Genomic DNA, 17,309 nt, shown 5'->3' with positions numbered 1-17,309 from the left:
TTGGTTGAATTCATGTAAAAATCAACCAAAGCTCTTAACAAGGCTCACAATAACGGACTCCCATCCATTTGCTAAAACGAATATGAGTACTTTGAAGGGAAGAGAAACTAAAACCGGAGGAATCATAATCATACCAAGCGAAAGAAGAATACTTGCTACCACCATGTCTATTATTATGAAAGGTACGTATATTAGAATACCCATTTTGAAGCCTATTTCTATCTCACCCAACACGAACGCCGATGTTAGCAACGAATCTGGAGCGTCTTCAATCTTCTGAACATCTTGCTTGAGGGCTTTGGCAAGAACGAACACGTTGTCTTCGTTGTGGTGGTTAACAAGCTCGCTAATCATGAATTTTCTAACAGCCGCCATTGTTCGCGAAAAGAACTCTTCATAGGTTATCTTACCATCCATATACGGTTGCAGAGCATTTGTGTTTATCTCATTCCATGTGGGTTGCATTATGAAAAATGTCAAAACGAGTGCGAGACCTATCAGCACCTGGTTCGGTGGCACCTGCCTTGTACCCAAAGCATTTCTCACAAAAGAGAAAACAATTATTATCCTCGTAAAAGAGGTAAAAAGCATCAGAATGCTCGGTGCTAAGGTAAGCACCGTCAACACCAAAAGTATTTCCAAAGTCGCTACAAGGTCACGAGGAGATTGATTAGGAGTAACTTGGATACGTATACCAGGAATAGGTACCTCGTCTTGAGGAAAGAAAGAAGTGGTCAGCATCAAAATGAAAAGCAAGGTAGCTATCTTTTTCATTTCTTACCACCAACAAATCTTTGAAGGATGGTCTCAAAATTTGAGCCAATCTCAGAACTTATTTCGCCTTCTTCAATTGTGTCCAACTTTTTTACAACTGTCGCTTGGTTCTGACTTATCAAGATAACATAGTATTCTTTCAATATTCTAACAAGTACCAACGACGTATTTCTATCCAAGTAAACTCTGCTAATCACTTTAGCAAAGCGCCCCCCAACTGCGTTGGGGAGCCTTTTTTTTAATATCCAATAAGTACCAAAGAGTATCGCTATTATAGAAATCAGACCTATTAAGAAACCACCAAGTCCTCCGATTTTCCTCTCTCCTTAGATAAAATGTATTTAAAACTACTTAAGTACTTTTTGAACCGCTTCAATTACCCTTGCGGGTTGGAATGGCTTAACTATGAAATCTTTGGCTCCGGCCTGAATAGCTTCTATAACCATTGCTTGTTGTCCCATTGCACTACAGACAATAACCGTAGCGTTTGGATCTATCTTTTTAATTTCTTTGATAGCATCAATACCATTCATTTCGGGCATGGTGATATCCATGGTAACAACGTCAGGTTTAAGCTCTTTATATTTTTCCACTGCTTCAACTCCGTTAGCAGCTTCTCCAACAACTTCGTGACCTGCCTTTGTGAGAATATCCTTCAACATCATGCGCATGAAAGCTGCATCATCAACAACTAAAATACGTGCCATCTTATGCCACCTCCGACCCTACAATTTCTTTAACTATTTCTTCTAAATTGAGGTATACTATCAAACGTGCGTCTTTTTTTATGAGCCCTTTTGCTTTTTTGCCATAAGTATTCATCTTGCCAAGGTTAGTTTCAAGTTCTTCGCTTCTTACTCGCATAACTCCAACAACTTCATCGACCATAAGTCCGAATTCAACGTCCTCTACCTTGGCAATTATTATTTTCTTGTATTCGGTGTTACTCTCATTGGCAAGCAACATTGGGAGACTTATTACCGGAACAATCTTTCCTCTTAAGTTAATCACACCCTCAATTATCTTCTTGGCTCTTGGAACTGGTGTTATTTCGGTTTTCTCTATAACTATTTCAACCATTTCAACACCGATTGCCATCTCTTGATTAAGTGCTTTGAAAACAAGAACTTCAAATTCCATATTATCTGCCACGATATTCACCCCCTTAAGACCGTTCACATACTCTTCCACCAACTTCTATTATGCCATCTCTACAATATTTGCCACATCCAATATCAATGCAATGCTTCCATCACCAAGTGTGGCTCCTCCACTGAATATCTTCACATCGCTGAAAATCTTTCCAAGAGATTTGATGACTATATCTTCCTGACCTATAAGCGTATCAACAGTTAATCCATATTTTCTGTTGCCATGCTTTACAACAACTACTTTCATTTCACTCGGGGTTTCTTCATGTGGGAAGTTAAACACATGCCATAGCTTTATCAACGGTATCACTTCTCCTCTGATAACAATGACTTCCTCGTTTTGAACAACTTTTATTTCCTCAGGACTAATGATTAATGTGCTATCAATAATGGAGATAGGGATAGCATAGACGTAATTGTTAACCTTAACGAGTAATGCTTGGATTATCGCCAATGTAAGTGGTAAGCGTATAGTTACCTTTGTTCCTTTTCCAGGTTTGCTCTCTATGGAAACCGAACCATTCAAAGACTCTATAGTGTTTTTAACCACATCCATTCCAACGCCTCGACCGGAGAGTTCGCTCACCTGATCTTTCGTTGAAAAACCCGGTAGGAATATGAAGTCAAAAACTTTTTCATCGGGTAGCGTAGCTGCTTTTTCTTCGGTTATTAAACCTCTCTCGATAGCTTTTCTCAATATCTTCTCGCGGTTCAAACCTCTTCCATCATCTTCGACTTCAATAACAACATTGTTGCCCTCGTGCCGTGCTGATAGTTTAACAGTTCCTATTGGAGGTTTTCCTAAAGCAATTCGCTCCTCTTTTGTTTCTATACCATGGTCGATGGCATTTCTAATGAGATGAACAAGAGGATCTCCTATAACTTCAACAAAAGTTCTATCAAGTTCTGTTTCTTCACCCTCCATGATAAAATTGATTTCCTTACCTAAGTTTCTTGCTAAGTCCCTAACAACTCTTGGGAATCTGTTAAAAACAAATTCGATAGGTACCATTCTAACTTTCATGACAATGTTCTGTAAGTCCAAAGTTATTCTACTAAGTTGAGCCAATGATTCGTCCACTTCTTTGATGTTGTACTTTTTCAGAATATCTGCTATCCTACTTCTTGCAATAACAAGCTCTCCCATCAAGTTCATCAATGTGTCGAGTTTTTCCGTATCGACTCTCACTGTTTGCGTAATCTTTGTTCTCTTTTGTTCTTTAACACTTTGCTCTTCAGGTTCCTTAGTTTCACTACCAACTGCTGTTTCTTTCTTCTTTTCTTCAATTTTCAGTGGTTTGACAATAACACTTTTGATTTCTGAAACACCCATTATCTTTTCATATATCTTTTCCTGCGGTACGTTACCAATACCTATCAATTCTACAGTTAAATCGAACTTTTCATTCTCTATATCCTCAACAGGTGGTATAGAGTGAACTATCTCAACACCTATTTCTTCAAGTGCGTGGAATACCATGTACATTCTTGCTGATTTAAGCTGCGTGCCCTCTTGGAGATTTACAACGATATGATATGCAGGTACACCCTTTTTTTCAGCTTCTTCCAATACATCTCTTAAAACCTCTTGAGTGAAACTTTCTGTAAACACTTTTGTGCTCGTTTCAGCTGATGTCTTTTCCTTCGTTTCCTTTACCTCTCCAAACTCGGATTTGTCAATTTTTCTACCGCTCTTTTCTACCTTTTCGCCTTTTGCAATTCTTTCAAACACTTCTACAAGCCCCTCACTGCTCTCGTCCAGTTCATCTGACCCGTGTTCAACAATAGCTTTCAACATCTTTTCTATCATATCGAGACCGGCAAACAAATAGTCAAGTTCATCGCTAGTAATTTCTACCTTCCCGCTTCTTACCGCATCTAAGTAGTTTTCCATTCTATGGCACAACTTTGCAAGTCTTTCAAACCCCATAGTTCCAGCCATACCCTTTAGGGTATGCAACGCACGGAAGGCCCTGTTTATTTGTTCAACATCAGAAGTGTTCTTTTCTAGTTCTAGTAATGCTTCGTTCAAAAGCTGGATATACTCTTTTGATTCGTCGATAAATACGCTGAGATATTCATTGTACTCTCCCATGTCCTTCACTCCTTTTAGGAGATTATGATTTTGTAATAGCTGAAATAACCAGTAGTGTATTTCCAAAATAACAGTTTAGAGGACACATTAAAACCTGTAGTCGATTTAATTATATCACCAATGTCCAGTAAAAGTTTAAACTCGTATGTTGTAAGTTTGGAAAAATCGAAATACATTGGTAGTTCTTTCAATCGTCCTCGAGTCTTTTCATACTGCTCGTACTTTGCCCTATCAATTGAGCCAAAAAAAACCCTATTTGCAATGTAAAAAGTATACAATTTAGAATTTTGAAAAGTAATTTCCCATTCCTGTTTTTGCGCATCGTACTTTGCACCAAGTTTAGCAACGGTTGTCTCCAATGCTTTTGTGGTAGAATTGTCGAATATGAATAGAAAGTCTCCGGTTTCCAATCTGCCAACAACGTAAACATTTGAAGAGGATTTCGAAAGTGCTGAAACAAATTCAAGGACTCTTCTTAAATCTGCATTAGAACCCTGTAACCACTGTTTGAGAATCTCAACAATGCTTTCCGTGTCACTTGAAGGCACCGATAAGTAGTAATTCCAAGCCATGGGAATGTTTCCAATATTTTCACTTATGCGTTTAGTTGTCAGCTGCTTTTTATTTTTCTGTTCAAATGTTATGCTAAGGTTTCCTGCAGAAACAGTCGAGTAAAATAGAACATACTCTGACTCAGAAGAGTCAATCGATGCCCCTGGTAAGTTAAATCTCAGAGTTTCTGGTTTCGAATATCCGCTTATAAAGAAGGTTCCTGCCTTCAATCTTTCAAAAACTTTTGATGTTCTTGATAACTGCATATCTGGAGTTGCGTAAGTCTTTAATGCTAACTCTAACGCTGTCTTACTTCCAGCTATTACGAAGTATTTTCCAGAATACCCACAGTAAAGAGAATCACCGAGTAAATACTGATTGTTTGGCAGCGTTTTGTAATTAACCGAAAGCAGATACGCTATTCCTTTTACAAACTGCGATGGCGACTTTGTTTGAAAGGCAAAGAAACTGTTTGCAGCAATAGTTTTTATAAAGTCGAAATAGTAGTTAATATCGAACGACACAACGTTACTCAAGTCAATTTGGATTCCTTTAGAAGCAAATAAAACATCTGTTGAAATCGCATCTTGAATAATAGAAGGTAACACACCTGTTCGATAACGCATGTCTTCAAGGATCCTTAAAAATGATTCTTCAAATCCTAATCCTTTTCTATTTAAAACAAATGAGAAAAATGGTACCTTCTTAAGCTCATCGTACCAATTACCACCGTTTGAAACTCTGATAAAGAAATCATAATCCTTATGAACCAAATCTATTATATCAGAATCTGCAAAAACGGTTGTTAAGACAATGAGTGCAAGAAAAATTGCGAGGGCTAATTTTAAGTCCTTGATTTTCGCCATCACCCGAGCTCCTCCCAAGCGTCGTTAACAACTTCAACTATTTTACTGTCCAAAAAAGTATCGGCAATGTTTTTATCGAGAGAAACATCTAAACATTTTTGAAATACAGCAAAGAACTCAATATTCCCGTCTCCTCCAAGAATCCTGGAAAAATCTAAATGCACAAGCTTAAAGCCTTCTTTTATAAAATCCCTCACGACCTCTCTTAAGACCCTTACATGTTCTGGCTTGTCTTTAATCACTCCACGATGAGAATAACCAACTTCAAATTGTGGCTTTATCAAAATTATACCATATCCTCCAGGTTTCAGTAAATTCAAAATGGTTTTCTTAATTTTTCTGACGGATATAAAAGAAACATCAGTGCTAACAATATCAACAAATTCTCTCAAGTCTTCAAAACTTAATTCTTTTGCATTTTTTTGGATAAGTTTCACTCTTTCATCGCTTCGTAGCTTGGGATGTAATTGCTCAGTATTCACATCAACAGCGTAAACCTTTAGAGCACCGTTTTGGATAAAGAAATCAACAAAACCACCTGTTGAACTTCCTATATCACATATCACTTTTCCACGAATTTCTATTTCTGTATCTTCCATGTGAGAAATATTCTTAAACAGACCCTCGATTTTATAACCTGCACGACTAACATATCTAGGAGTTTCTAAGACCTCTATATTATCAAAAGGACTGACTAATCTGGATGGCTCCTTGCATATCTGCCCATTAACTGACACTTTTCCGGATTCTATAACTTGTTTGGCTTTGTTCCTACTCTCAACAAGCCCATTTCTAACCAAAGTTACATCTAATCTTGCTTTTTGACTTCCACTTGCCATGTTCCCACATCCGTTACTATGTTCAGCACGCCTTTTGAGATAAACATGTAGAAAATTGAATTTCCGAGGTAAATATCATCATAAAAAAAGCCAAAACCAAAATCCTTGATGTTGGTGAATATTGGATATAGCCTTTTGTTTGGAAAATCATTCTTGAAGAAACTTTCTGTTCTATCCACTTTAATTGAACCATTTACAGACAAAACGTAGTTTTCTTTCAAAGATTTTAATATTACAGTTGCCCTACGTTCGTCATAATCGAAACAAACAGCCTCTTCAAAATTGCCTGCAAAAATAACTTTGCGGGTTTTAAGATTTACCACATAAACGTTTTTAGTAACGTCCAATAAATAAAGCATGTTCTCTACCAGCAAAAAATCCAAAGGAGTATTCGAAACTTTCAATTTCCAAGTAAGAGACACATCGCTAATCGAACCATCCGCATAAATGATATACTTGTCCCAGCCAAATATCGGTACTGAAAGTATCACTTCTTTCCTACCAGTTCTAAGGTTAAGAATATAATTATCCGTCAAAATAGAATAACCTGTGTATAAAAGTGGTAATGAATCAACTTGATATTGGATTTTTTCAGATACATAGAGAACTTTATCCCTGTAAAAGCTTCCATCCATAGTTACGGTAGCGGGTATGTAATTCATATAGTTTGGAACAACTATCAGAGGTACGCCTGTCGGAACGGTTACGTATAACTTGCTTGACTTTGGGTCGTAAACGACAGTCTCTGGATAGAAATCGCGTGTATCCTCGTTTGAGCCAGTTTCAATACGAACAAAACTAAAACTGGTGGTAATGTATTCGAGAAAACCACTCAAAAACTCTTCTTCAGATTTAAATACTATCGTACTTGCGTTCGTTGTTAAAGAAATAGTATCTCCTATAGATTCAACACTTATCTTCAAAAGCTCTCGAGCAGCAAAATTAGAAACATCAATCGATGCGGATGTGGAGGCTAACTCAAGCTCTATCTCACTATCAAGCTCACTGTTCAAGATTACGTTTGTTGCAAAAAAACCAGCCTTTGACAACTCTTTAGTAATAAAGATAGAAAGATGTGGTGCGATGTTTTTTTCAAAAACAACAATTTGAGGTCTTTCCACCCATTTTTTTATTACAGATAAAACTTCCGCACCTAAACTTTCATCCGGTATTTGAATGCCGGCAAAGACAATGCCTAAAACAACACCTTGTACAAAAACAATCCATGCGCAGGTGCCAATCCGGCTGATTTTGAGCGATCTTTTGATTCTAACACCTCCAGTATCTTCTCTGGTCCCCAGCTTCCAACTCCAACTTTTACGAGGTTTGCAACAATACTCCTAACCATTCCTCGTAAATACGATATACCTTCGACTCTCACAAGTATGAGATTTTTCTTCAATTTTACAATTCTAATAGCAGTAATGGTTCTCTCGGTCCTTATGTCTTCTTCTCCCTTTTTGCTAAAAGCTGTGAAATCATGTGTCCCTATAAGGTATTCAGCACCTGCTCTCATTCTCGCGATATCCAACTCATACGGAAACCACCAAGCATACCTTCTGAGGAATATGTCGTTCATTTTCGAATTTAGAATGTAATAGTGATAGATTCTGCGCTTTGCCTCGTATCGTGGGTTGAAATTTTCACTTGCGAACCAGACTTTCTTAACGTATATATCTTTCGGTAGGTTTGCATTTAAAGCGTTTCTGATATCGTTTTCTGTAAGTTTATCGTTTGGACAATCAAACGCTGCAACTTGTCCATTTGCATGAACACCCGTATCAGTACGTCCCGCCGCATATGTTTGAATAGGTACTTTGAATATTCGTTCGAGTGCTTTTTCCAAATCTTCTTGCACAGTTCTCACATCGGTTTGACGCTGATAGCCAAAAAAGTCTGTGCCATCATATGCGAATTCTATGGCTACTCTTCTCATATGTTGATTAAGCGTCCTCCTCCAGACTTCTTACTCGCATTCAAAGCAGTTTTAGCTTTGTTCAATATCCCTTCCAAATTGCCCGCATCAACTGGATACTTGACAACTGCACCACTGATACTCACATAAGGGTACTTCTCTTTAACATTTTCAATTACTTTTTGGACTAAAATCATTGCATCCGACTTGCTTTTTGTCCACAGCAAAATCATAAACTCATCACCTATACGAGTGTAAAACCCATAGTTTCTTACTTCATTTTCTAAAGATTTCTTGATTTCTCGCAATATCTCATCGCCAAAAGCATAGCCTTTTTCAAGATTAAGCTTATCAAAATTATCTATGTCCAAATACACGAACGAAAAAGTTCGTTTCATCTCTATAGCTTTCGATATTTCTTCCATTAATTCTGAGACTGTAGTTTCTTCTGGGTAGTAACTTAAGAAAAATCCTCGATACTTACTTTCTTTTACAATTTGTACAAATTGCCAAGCAAAAAACTTTGACAATTCGATTTCCCTTTTTGCCGGTCTTAAACCATTGATAGGTTTGTCGAAGCTGATGTATCCAATTGTCTTGTTATTGTATATTAATGGCACAAGGAATAAATCATCCGGGTCCCATGCATTATCAACATCTAGCATAGCATATTCTAATGGTCTGAAAACATACGTCTGATCCAAATTAATACTACCTTTCGGAATAAAATAAACCCCTCCTGAGTCAAAACGACTCTGCATCAGTACCAGTGTATCTTTTATCTGCGGTTGTCTGCTTTTTAACATCTCGAAATCTTCGTCTTTAATCCCATACTTTGCAACTCTTACAACCCTACCTGACTTATAATCAAATAAGTTCAGCAACGCAGCAGAAAAACCTATCATTTTACACGATACTTCAAGTAGATCACTTAATACTTTATCTACATCCTCCCTTCCCAGTTCTTCCAAGACAGCTGGTATCTTTGAAAGGTTTTCAATTTCTCTCTTAATCTCATCCTGCTCGTACTTCAATTCTTGATACCACACTTGTGCTGTTACAGTATAATGCAGCTGGACCAAAAAACCAGCGTAGAGTAGAAATGTAAAAATCAAATAAGTCAACTTCACTTCTGGCAAAATGTAAAGCGTGGTTACAATCAAAGAGGCGTAGAGACCTAGTAAAAACACAAGAAATCCTACACTAAGATAGTTCTTCAAGTTCGTCTTTGTAAAAAAGGGTATGTAAACAAAACTGAGTATAACGTTTGTGGCAAAATAACCGGCAGCGAAATAAACCAGCGATAGATAGTCATAAATAGCATGTTTGAAAAAAAAGATACCTACTGAAAATTGCAAGAACTCAAAAGCTAATCTAAGAAGCTTTGTTTGCCAAGGAATTTTCTTTACTAGAGGTATCGTGAGCAATGAGAGAAACATTACCGTTTCCGGAGTGATAAAAGGAATTAAAAACAGGTACAAAAAAGGCTTGGCAGTGAATCTAACCCCACCAATGGGAATTTCAATATACTGAGCTAAAAACATAGCTATCAATGAAGCAATAATCATTCGTATGTCGTAACTAAAAACAAATGGTTTCGAGAAGAACAAGGAGACAGAACCTATCAAGAACAACGAAAATACAAATATCAAAGTCTTTTTGGTCACTTCTTTCCCCCCAATGTTATGTTATACAGATTGTAACATACCAACACTGTATTTTAAACTTCTGTTTATGTATATTCTGGCAAATATATTCTATCATAAGACCGACAATTTACACAAGGAGGTATATAAAGAGATGGAACAACTCAGACAAATTGCAGAGATTTATGGAACGCCTGTTTTAGTGATGGATTTGAACGTGATAAAGCAAAATTACATGAACTTAGTTAATAATATTAGAAATTGTAAGGTCTACTACGCCGTCAAAGCAAATTCTCATGTCGAAATTGTAAAGCTTCTGAGAGATTTAGGAAGCCATTTTGATGTGGCATCACGTGGTGAAATCGAAAAATTACTTTCACTTGGTGTGGAACCATACAGAATGAGTTTCGGAAACACAATTAAAAAGTTAGAAGATATAAAATTTGCATACGACCATGGCATTAGGATGTTCGCTGTAGATTCCGAAATGGAACTAGAAAAGATAGCCATGGTTGCTCCTGGCTCAGATATTTACGTCAGAATAAGTACAAACGGCATGGAAGACGATGCTGATTGGCCGCTTACAAGAAAGTTTGGAACAAGCGTAAGTCATGCGATTGAACTAGTAAAATATGCGAAAACATTAGGATTGAACCCCATAGGTTTGAGTTTCCACGTTGGTTCTCAAAACTACAACCCTGAAAACTGGCGAACAGCTATAAGGGAAGCTTCCGTTGTGTTTGAAGAAGCAAAGGAATTTGGTATCAACTTGTCCATGATTAACACAGGCGGTGGGATGCCTGTCAAATACGTTAGGGACATACCAACTGTCAAGCAAATAGCAAAAGTAATAAACGAGGCTGTGGAAGAATACCTGGGCGATAATATAACCGTCATCGTAGAACCCGGTAGGTCGATGGTTGGAAATGCAGGAATTATGATTACAAAAGTTATCTTGAGAAGTAAAAAAGGTGAGGAGAACTGGTTATACCTTGATGCGGGTGTGTTCCATGGCCTGACAGAAACAATTCAGAACATACGCTACCGAATAACTGTTGACGGTAAAGAAGATGAAGAACTCGATACCTTTGTCCTCGCTGGGCCTACATGCGATAGCGTTGATGTGATGTACTATGATGCTCAATTACCAAAAAGCACAACACTTGGAGATATTGTATACTTTCATACAGCAGGTGCTTACACTACCGAGTATGGAACAAATTTCAATGGTATAGATTCACCAAAGATAGTGTTTGTAAACGGAATTTTGTCAGACGAAGAATATGAGGTAAAAATTCCTGAAATCGTAGAAGTTGAAAGTGAAAATTCAGAAGATTAAGCGAATTTGTAAACATTAATGAATAAGGGCTGGGATTTCCCAGCCCTTATCTATTACCACCAACGGCTTATTCTTTTTCTACCTATAATAACATCTGAACGGTTTCCTTCATGAATTCTCACAACATGCCTTCCGGACAAAATTGAAAGCACGTTTGTAAACAGCGTCGGTAAAGAAACGTATTTTCTACTTGATATCTTTGCAAACAACGGAATTACGGAATATCTCAATGCGCTTTCCATTATGAAAAATATCTGGAGTCCGTAAATATGGAAATCACCTATATAGAAATCAAAGGAGTTGAAAAAACTTGCTAAGGGACCACCAACAAGAGAACCAATCATTCCGCCCAAACCACCAAGGGCAGAGAAAACTGCAAAATACATTGGTGAATTCGAAGACGCCGTTTCCATCGGAAGGGTTATAAACGCAAGGTTCACTGCTGCCCAACCTACACCTGATAGAACTGCATCCAAAGCCAAGGCCAAAATCCAATCTCTTTCGTTCATCAATATCCAAATAGCTGGCGTTATTGACACTATAGATAAACCAGCAATTAAAACACTTTTGTGACCAAATTCATCGGAGAGCTTTCCCCAAATCGTGTAAAATACCATAGACAAAACTGAAGCTGTTATGGAAGCATAGCTGATATAGGTCATGGGTAATTTAAGATTGTGGAGTTGATGGTAAGGAAAAAAAGGTGCTGCCAGAAGTACCACGAAGTTCCAAGCAAAATAGGCTTTGGATAATTTCATAAAGTTCTTATCTGCAAGGACAAGTTTTAAATCATTAACAGTTCCTGTTTTAGTTGCCCTTCTTTCTTCAAGAGGCATCAATGTAAGGAGCGACAGGAAACTTCCAAGCAATGTAGCAGTAATTATCAATAGAAAGTTAAATGGAATTTTGACATTGTCGTTTATAACTGAAAACAAATAAAACACCAATAACGTTGAAAGCGAAACAAAAAAGTTTCTTAAGCCCAGGTATTTACCCCTTCGCTCTTCTGGTATCATGTCTGAAATCATACTGACCCAGATATTACCTGCAAAAGCAGCAAAGATTTGACTCAAAGCAAAGACAGCAATAAAAAGCTTTGGGCTTCTTTGCTCAACAAACAAAAATGGAAGTAGCACTACCCACAAGAATCGTCCTGAATTGAAGAATGCTAAAAGCATTTTCTTACTAGAAAATTTTTCGATAACAGCAGGTGCAAAAAGCTGAAATATCTGGAACGCCATAGGGAATGACGCAGCAAGTCCTAACCATACTTCATTAAGTCCGAAGTAGATAGCTACTGCTGTGAAGATTGCTGTTTGAGTTAGAACAAAGTAAAACGAAGAAAAAACTCCCTCAAGCGTTAAAAAGAATTCATTTTTATTTTTGTGAAACTTGAATTTGCCACTTTCTTGACTCATCCTTTAACCACTCCAAGTGGAATACACTTGGCTATCTTCAAAGAAATTCCAAGTTCATCGACAATTTGAACCACTTTATCAACATTTTTGTAAGCTTCCGGAGCTTCTTCTACTATACCTTTCTTAGACTTCGCCATGATTTTAATGCCCTTTGATTCAAGTTCTTTCAAGACATGGTTTACCGTTAACTCTCTCGTTGCCTCTCTTCTTCCAAGTGCTCTACCTGCTCCGTGAGCCGTTGAACCAAAGGTCATTTCTTCAGCTTTTTTGGTTCCAACAAGTATGTAAGACGCTGTTCCCATACTCCCTGGTATAATGACTGGTTGTCCAGTTTTTTTGAATATCTCTGGAAGTGCTGCGTTCCCAGGTCCAAATGCTCGTGTTGCTCCTTTTCTGTGAACAATCACTTTTCTTTTCCTTCCATCTATTTCGTATTCCTCCACTTTTGCAATGTTGTGTGCAACGTCATAAACAAGCCTGACATTCATTCCAACCACACTTTTGAACGCTTTTCTAATCATGTGAGTTATGATTTGCCTGTTTGCAAACGCGTAATTCGCAGCGCAGTTCATCGCGCTGTAATATGCTTGTCCCCACTCGCTTTTAAAGGGCGCATTGATAAGCTGTTTGTCTGGTAGATTCTTGTTGTGGTCTTTGAGGTTGTCTCTCATGTATTTTATGTAATCGGTTGCTATCTGGTGTCCAAAGCCTCTGCTACCGGTATGTATAAGTATCGTTATATCTCCCTTTTTAATACCAAACACAGATGCGATTTCCTCATCATATACTTCTTCTACTAGTTGTATCTCAATGAAATGGTTTCCTGCACCAAGTGTTCCTAGTTCATCTTTCCCTCTCTCATACGCTTCTTCACTAACATCAGAAAAGTCGCAGTCTTCTAATGTTCCTCTGTCTTCTATTCGCAACAAATCTTCTTCTGTTCCATAGCCCATTTCAATAACTTTCCTGACTCCTTGCTCTACGATCTTTTTAAAGTCGTTTTTTGAAAACCTTAAATCGCTTGTTTCACCGACTCCAACAGGTACGCTTTCGTAGATGCGTTTGATGAGACTTTCCAAGTTCTTCTTTACAATATCGGAATTGCCATCTACTACCAGCATTCTGACACCGCAATTTATGTCAAAGCCAACCCCGCCGGGGCTTATTATTCCATCTTCTAAATCGAATGCTGCAACACCACCAATAGGAAAGCCGTATCCCCAATGTATATCAGGCATAGCGTATGCTGCTTTCACAATTCCCGGTAATGTTGCCACATTTTTAAGTTGTTCAATAGCTTCCTCATCGATAGTTTCGTAATCAGCAAGAACTATTGCATCAACCCTCATATTGCCCGTTTTTTTAATCCTGTAAATATATTTTCCTTCCTTCTCAACACCCGGGATGGACATATTCAAACACCTCCTTTCAATAACGTAAACTCCGGAAGTTGTGCATAAAAGCTTTGAAGAAAGAATTTAAAACAAACCACCCTTCGACATTTTGTCTCGGGTGGTTTGGCTCTAATCAGTTTATGCTCTTTCGTGTGGATTGTATTTCTCTTTCGATTCTTGTAAGAATCGGTAAATTTTTTCAAAATCTGCTTCTATTCTGAACTGATGACCAGTTCTCCACTTAATTTCAACAAAGCCTTCGTTCAAAGCCTTACCAGCCGTTATTCTAAATGGTATTCCTATTAAGTCTGCGTCGCTGAATTTGACACCAGGCGATACATTTCTATCGTCGAAGAGCACTTCTTCGTTACGCTCAATTAGGTAATTGTAAAGCTCTGTCGCAAATTTCATCAGATTCTCGTTGTTGCTAACAGGAGTAATGATTGTTGTAAATGGAGCAACAGAAATTGGCCATATGATACCTTTGTCATCGTGAAGCTGTTCTACAATCGCACCCATTGTTCTCGAGATACCCCAGCCGTAGCATCCCATTATGAATGGTTTTAGCTGCCCATCTCTGTCCATATATTTTGTCCCCATCGCTTCTGAATACTTTGTTCCAAGTTTAAAGATGTGTCCTAATTCAATTCCTTTCTTCATGTTTAAAGGTTTTCCACAAACCGGACAAGGGTCCCCAGCAATAGCAACAACAAGGTCAGTCCATTCATCAGGGACAAAGTCCCGACCAACGTTGACATTGACATAGTGGTAATCTTTCTCCATACCACCAACTACAAAATTTTTCATACCCTTGACCTGGTTGTCGGCTATAATCTTTATACCCTTGACTCCTACAGGGCCTAAGAATCCAATTGGCACTCCGAAGTCTCTGAATATCTCATCAGGTGTAGCAAAGGTAAGGGACTGGTCGTTAACAAATGCCTTCAACTTTTCCTCGTTGAGCTCTCTGTCACCAGGAACAAGAGCCATGTAGTAACCATTTCTGCCTTTGTAAATGAGTGTTTTCACTATTTTTCTTACAGGAACATTGAGGAAATTAGCAACATCTTCTACTGTCCTTACGTTCGGGGTATAAACCTTTTCTATAGGTTTCTCTTCTTCATTTTCGTAAACAACTTCTCCAACATACGGAACACGCTCGTCATTTCCCGCATATCCACAATCACAATACAAAATGTTGCTTTCTCCGGTATTGGCAAAGGCTACAAATTCATGACTTTCGCTACCACCTATAGCTCCTGAAGACGCCTCAACAATTGCATACTTTAGCCCTATGCGTTCCATTATATTTGAATACGCTTCCCTGTGAGCTCTGTACGTTTCATCTAAGGATTCCCAGCTATCATGGAAACTGTAACCATCTTTCATTATGAATTCACGAGCTCTCAGCACTCCAAATCTTGGTCGGATTTCATCACGGTATTTGTTGGCAATTTGATAGAGAGTTATTGGTAATTGTCTATAGCTGTTGAGTTCGTTTTGCACTAAAAATGTTACTAACTCCTCATGCGTAGGACCAAGTGTAAATTCTCTGTCATGCCTATCTTTAAGTTTCATCATCTCTGGTCCGTAATCATCCCACCTGCCGGACTGTTTCCACAATTCAGCGGGTTGAATTATTGGCATCAGGATTTCATTAGCACCTATCTTGTCCATTTCTTCTCTGACTATTCTTTCAATCTTAAGTAGCACACGTCTACCAAGCGGCAGGTAAGAATAGATACCTGCTGCAATTTTACGTATAAACCCTCCTCTGATAAGCAATTCTTGACTTGGAACTTCGGAATCGGCTGGTGCTTCTTTGAGCGTTGGTGCGTAAAATTGAGAATACCTCATTTTGCTCCCTCCACCACTTCTTATTTTTCTTCCTTCTCAACGATTTCGTATTTTGTTCCCTCAGGCGTATCGTACAACTTAATACCAGATTCAGCCAAAACATTTCTAATTCTATCAGCAAAATCAAACTGTTTTGATTTTCTAAATTCATTTCGCACCTCTACAAGTGACCTTATTAAAGTCTCAAAATTGCTCGAAACAGCTGAAGTCGGTGCTTTTTTCTCACTCTCCGTGTCAAAAACTCCAAGAACCGGTCCAAATACTCGTTTAATTAGGTGATACATCCTTAACGCTCTTCCATCGTCTCCATTATCCATCGCCTTATTTAATTCGCGAACGACATCAAAGATGATAGAAAGCGCTACAGGAGTGTTGAAATCGTCAGACAGTGCCTCAACAAACCTTTGAACCAATTCTTTCATTTCTGCATCTTCTTTCGGAACCAGTGGATACGGATATTTTTCCCTAAATCTATTTAATGCTGCAAGAACCCTTTGGGCTGCTTTTGAATTATCTTCAAGCACTTCATCTGAGAACTCAATTGGTGACCTGTAGTGTTTCGACAATAAAAAGAGTTTCACACCGTCTTTGCCGTATTTCTTTACAGCCTCTCTAACCAGGAAAGTGTTTCCCAATGATTTACTCATCTTATCTCCGCGAACTATTATCATTCCATTGTGCATCCAATACTTCGCGGGAGGTTTCCCGGTTAATGCTTCACTTTGCGCTATTTCATCTTCATGATGCGGAAATATGAGGTCCTCCCCACCACCATGGATGTCAAACATATCACCCAGCAATTTTTGTGACATCACTGAACATTCGATATGCCAACCAGGTCTGCCTAAACACCATGGACTATCCCAGGTTGGTTCCCCCGGTTTAGCAGATTTCCACAAGACAAAATCAAGCGGGTCACGTTTTAATTCATTGACATCAACCCTTGCCCCTGCTCTTAAATCGTCCGGATTCTTGCCTGATAGCTTACCGTAGTCTGTCAATTTTCTTACACTGAAATATACATCACCATTTGCTGCAACATATCCATAACCATTTTCTATTATTCTTTGAACAGCGTTTACTATGTCATCCACGAAATCCGTGGTTCTTGGGTGAAAGTTTGCTGCACGCACTCCGAGAGAATGTGCATCATGGAAGTATTCAGCAATAAAAGTGTCCGCAACGGTTTTCCAATCTACTCCCCATTCTCTTGCTTCATTAATAATCTTATCATCTATATCTGTGAAGTTTTGAACCATTATAACCTTGTATCCGATAAACTCAAGAAACCTTCTAAACGCATCGAAAACAACCATTGGACGTGCATTGCCAATGTGAATATAGTTATAGACAGTTGGACCGCATACGTACATCTTTACGATACCGGGTTCAACAGGTTCGAGCGGAACTTTTTCTTTTGTCAAAGTATCGGTGATATACACTTTTTTCATTGTTATTCACCA

Annotated in this window: 15 protein-coding genes; 1 reads left to right on the top strand and 14 read right to left on the bottom strand. The window is 38.3% G+C overall.

Going from position 1 to position 17,309, the window contains the following annotated elements; all coding sequences use genetic code 11:
• Nucleotides 1-21: 21 nt before the first annotated feature.
• From fliP to FERPE_RS02330, 10 genes are all read right to left on the bottom strand, one after another.
• A complete protein-coding gene (fliP, locus tag FERPE_RS02375; RefSeq protein ID WP_014451085.1) occupies nucleotides 22-774 on the bottom strand; it encodes a flagellar type III secretion system pore protein FliP in 753 nt (250 codons plus the stop codon).
• On the bottom strand, nucleotides 771-1,019 hold the full coding sequence (locus FERPE_RS02370; protein ID WP_280985153.1) for a flagellar biosynthetic protein FliO: 249 nt from the start codon (nucleotides 1,017-1,019) through the stop codon (nucleotides 771-773). The genes fliP and FERPE_RS02370 overlap by 4 nt, the downstream gene beginning before the upstream one ends.
• Nucleotides 1,020-1,121: 102 nt before the next feature.
• The gene (gene cheY, locus FERPE_RS02365; RefSeq protein ID WP_014451084.1) at nucleotides 1,122-1,481 is read right to left on the bottom strand and encodes a chemotaxis protein CheY; all 360 of its coding nucleotides are present in this window, start codon (nucleotides 1,479-1,481) and stop codon (nucleotides 1,122-1,124) included.
• 1 nt (nucleotide 1,482) lies between these two features.
• Nucleotides 1,483-1,926 (bottom strand): chemotaxis protein CheW, encoded by a 444-nt coding sequence (locus FERPE_RS02360; protein WP_211204749.1) that lies wholly within the window; start codon nucleotides 1,924-1,926, stop codon nucleotides 1,483-1,485.
• 48 nt (nucleotides 1,927-1,974) lie between these two features.
• Nucleotides 1,975-4,020, bottom strand: a complete 2,046-nt coding sequence (locus FERPE_RS02355; protein WP_014451082.1) for a chemotaxis protein CheA — start codon at nucleotides 4,018-4,020, stop codon at nucleotides 1,975-1,977.
• 14 nt (nucleotides 4,021-4,034) lie between these two features.
• Nucleotides 4,035-5,438: a hypothetical protein gene (locus FERPE_RS02350; RefSeq protein WP_014451081.1), complete on the bottom strand. Its 1,404-nt coding sequence runs from the start codon at nucleotides 5,436-5,438 to the stop codon at nucleotides 4,035-4,037.
• Nucleotides 5,438-6,277 (bottom strand): TlyA family RNA methyltransferase, encoded by an 840-nt coding sequence (locus tag FERPE_RS02345; protein WP_014451080.1) that lies wholly within the window; start codon nucleotides 6,275-6,277, stop codon nucleotides 5,438-5,440. Before FERPE_RS02345 ends, FERPE_RS02350 begins: the two co-directional genes overlap by 1 nt.
• Complete coding sequence (locus tag FERPE_RS02340) at nucleotides 6,247-7,398, bottom strand: hypothetical protein (RefSeq protein WP_014451079.1); 1,152 nt, start codon at nucleotides 7,396-7,398, stop codon at nucleotides 6,247-6,249. The genes FERPE_RS02345 and FERPE_RS02340 overlap by 31 nt, the downstream gene beginning before the upstream one ends.
• Nucleotides 7,399-7,472: 74 nt before the next feature.
• Nucleotides 7,473-8,213, bottom strand: coding sequence for a tRNA pseudouridine(38-40) synthase TruA (gene truA / locus FERPE_RS02335; RefSeq protein WP_014451078.1), 741 nt, complete (start codon nucleotides 8,211-8,213; stop codon nucleotides 7,473-7,475).
• Nucleotides 8,210-9,859, bottom strand: coding sequence for a sensor domain-containing diguanylate cyclase (locus tag FERPE_RS02330; protein ID WP_014451077.1), 1,650 nt, complete (start codon nucleotides 9,857-9,859; stop codon nucleotides 8,210-8,212). Before FERPE_RS02330 ends, truA begins: the two co-directional genes overlap by 4 nt.
• 133 nt (nucleotides 9,860-9,992) lie before the next feature.
• On the opposite strand from FERPE_RS02330, the gene FERPE_RS02325 reads away from it, so the two are divergent.
• Nucleotides 9,993-11,177: a type III PLP-dependent enzyme gene (locus tag FERPE_RS02325; RefSeq protein WP_014451076.1), complete on the top strand. Its 1,185-nt coding sequence runs from the start codon at nucleotides 9,993-9,995 to the stop codon at nucleotides 11,175-11,177.
• Nucleotides 11,178-11,230: 53 nt separating this feature from the next.
• Here the strand turns inward: FERPE_RS02325 and FERPE_RS02320 are convergent, their stop codons facing one another.
• From FERPE_RS02320 to cysS, 4 genes are all read right to left on the bottom strand, one after another.
• A complete protein-coding gene (locus FERPE_RS02320; RefSeq protein ID WP_014451075.1) occupies nucleotides 11,231-12,595 on the bottom strand; it encodes an MFS transporter in 1,365 nt (454 codons plus the stop codon).
• Nucleotides 12,592-14,007: an RtcB family protein gene (locus FERPE_RS02315; RefSeq protein ID WP_014451074.1), complete on the bottom strand. Its 1,416-nt coding sequence runs from the start codon at nucleotides 14,005-14,007 to the stop codon at nucleotides 12,592-12,594. Before FERPE_RS02315 ends, FERPE_RS02320 begins: the two co-directional genes overlap by 4 nt.
• Nucleotides 14,008-14,127: 120 nt before the next feature.
• The gene (locus tag FERPE_RS02310; protein WP_014451073.1) at nucleotides 14,128-15,846 is read right to left on the bottom strand and encodes a proline--tRNA ligase; all 1,719 of its coding nucleotides are present in this window, start codon (nucleotides 15,844-15,846) and stop codon (nucleotides 14,128-14,130) included.
• A gap of 20 nt (nucleotides 15,847-15,866) precedes the next feature.
• Nucleotides 15,867-17,297, bottom strand: coding sequence for a cysteine--tRNA ligase (cysS, locus tag FERPE_RS02305; protein ID WP_014451072.1), 1,431 nt, complete (start codon nucleotides 17,295-17,297; stop codon nucleotides 15,867-15,869).
• Between the last annotated feature and the right edge of the window lie 12 nt (nucleotides 17,298-17,309).

Origin of the sequence: Fervidobacterium pennivorans DSM 9078 (assembly GCF_000235405.2) — a bacterium.
Classification (GTDB): domain Bacteria; phylum Thermotogota; class Thermotogae; order Thermotogales; family Fervidobacteriaceae; genus Fervidobacterium; species Fervidobacterium pennivorans.
Note: the sequence above shows the minus strand (reverse complement) of the source record. Positions and strands in the feature narration are given on the sequence as shown.

Bases quoted from the DNA above. Each gene is read 5' to 3' on its own strand.
- truA (WP_014451078.1), bottom strand. From the start codon at position 8,213: ATGAGAAGAGTAGCCATAGAATTCGCATATGATGGCACAGACTTTTTT.
- FERPE_RS02325 (WP_014451076.1), top strand. From the start codon at position 9,993: ATGGAACAACTCAGACAAATTGCAGAGATTTATGGAACGCCTGTTTTA.
- FERPE_RS02315 (WP_014451074.1), bottom strand. From the start codon at position 14,007: ATGTCCATCCCGGGTGTTGAGAAGGAAGGAAAATATATTTACAGGATT.
- FERPE_RS02350 (WP_014451081.1), bottom strand. From the start codon at position 5,438: ATGGCGAAAATCAAGGACTTAAAATTAGCCCTCGCAATTTTTCTTGCA.
- fliP (WP_014451085.1), bottom strand. From the start codon at position 774: ATGAAAAAGATAGCTACCTTGCTTTTCATTTTGATGCTGACCACTTCT.
- FERPE_RS02355 (WP_014451082.1), bottom strand. From the start codon at position 4,020: ATGGGAGAGTACAATGAATATCTCAGCGTATTTATCGACGAATCAAAA.
- FERPE_RS02310 (WP_014451073.1), bottom strand. From the start codon at position 15,846: ATGAGGTATTCTCAATTTTACGCACCAACGCTCAAAGAAGCACCAGCC.
- FERPE_RS02320 (WP_014451075.1), bottom strand. From the start codon at position 12,595: ATGAGTCAAGAAAGTGGCAAATTCAAGTTTCACAAAAATAAAAATGAA.
- cheY (WP_014451084.1), bottom strand. From the start codon at position 1,481: ATGGCACGTATTTTAGTTGTTGATGATGCAGCTTTCATGCGCATGATG.
- cysS (WP_014451072.1), bottom strand. From the start codon at position 17,297: ATGAAAAAAGTGTATATCACCGATACTTTGACAAAAGAAAAAGTTCCG.
- FERPE_RS02345 (WP_014451080.1), bottom strand. From the start codon at position 6,277: ATGGCAAGTGGAAGTCAAAAAGCAAGATTAGATGTAACTTTGGTTAGA.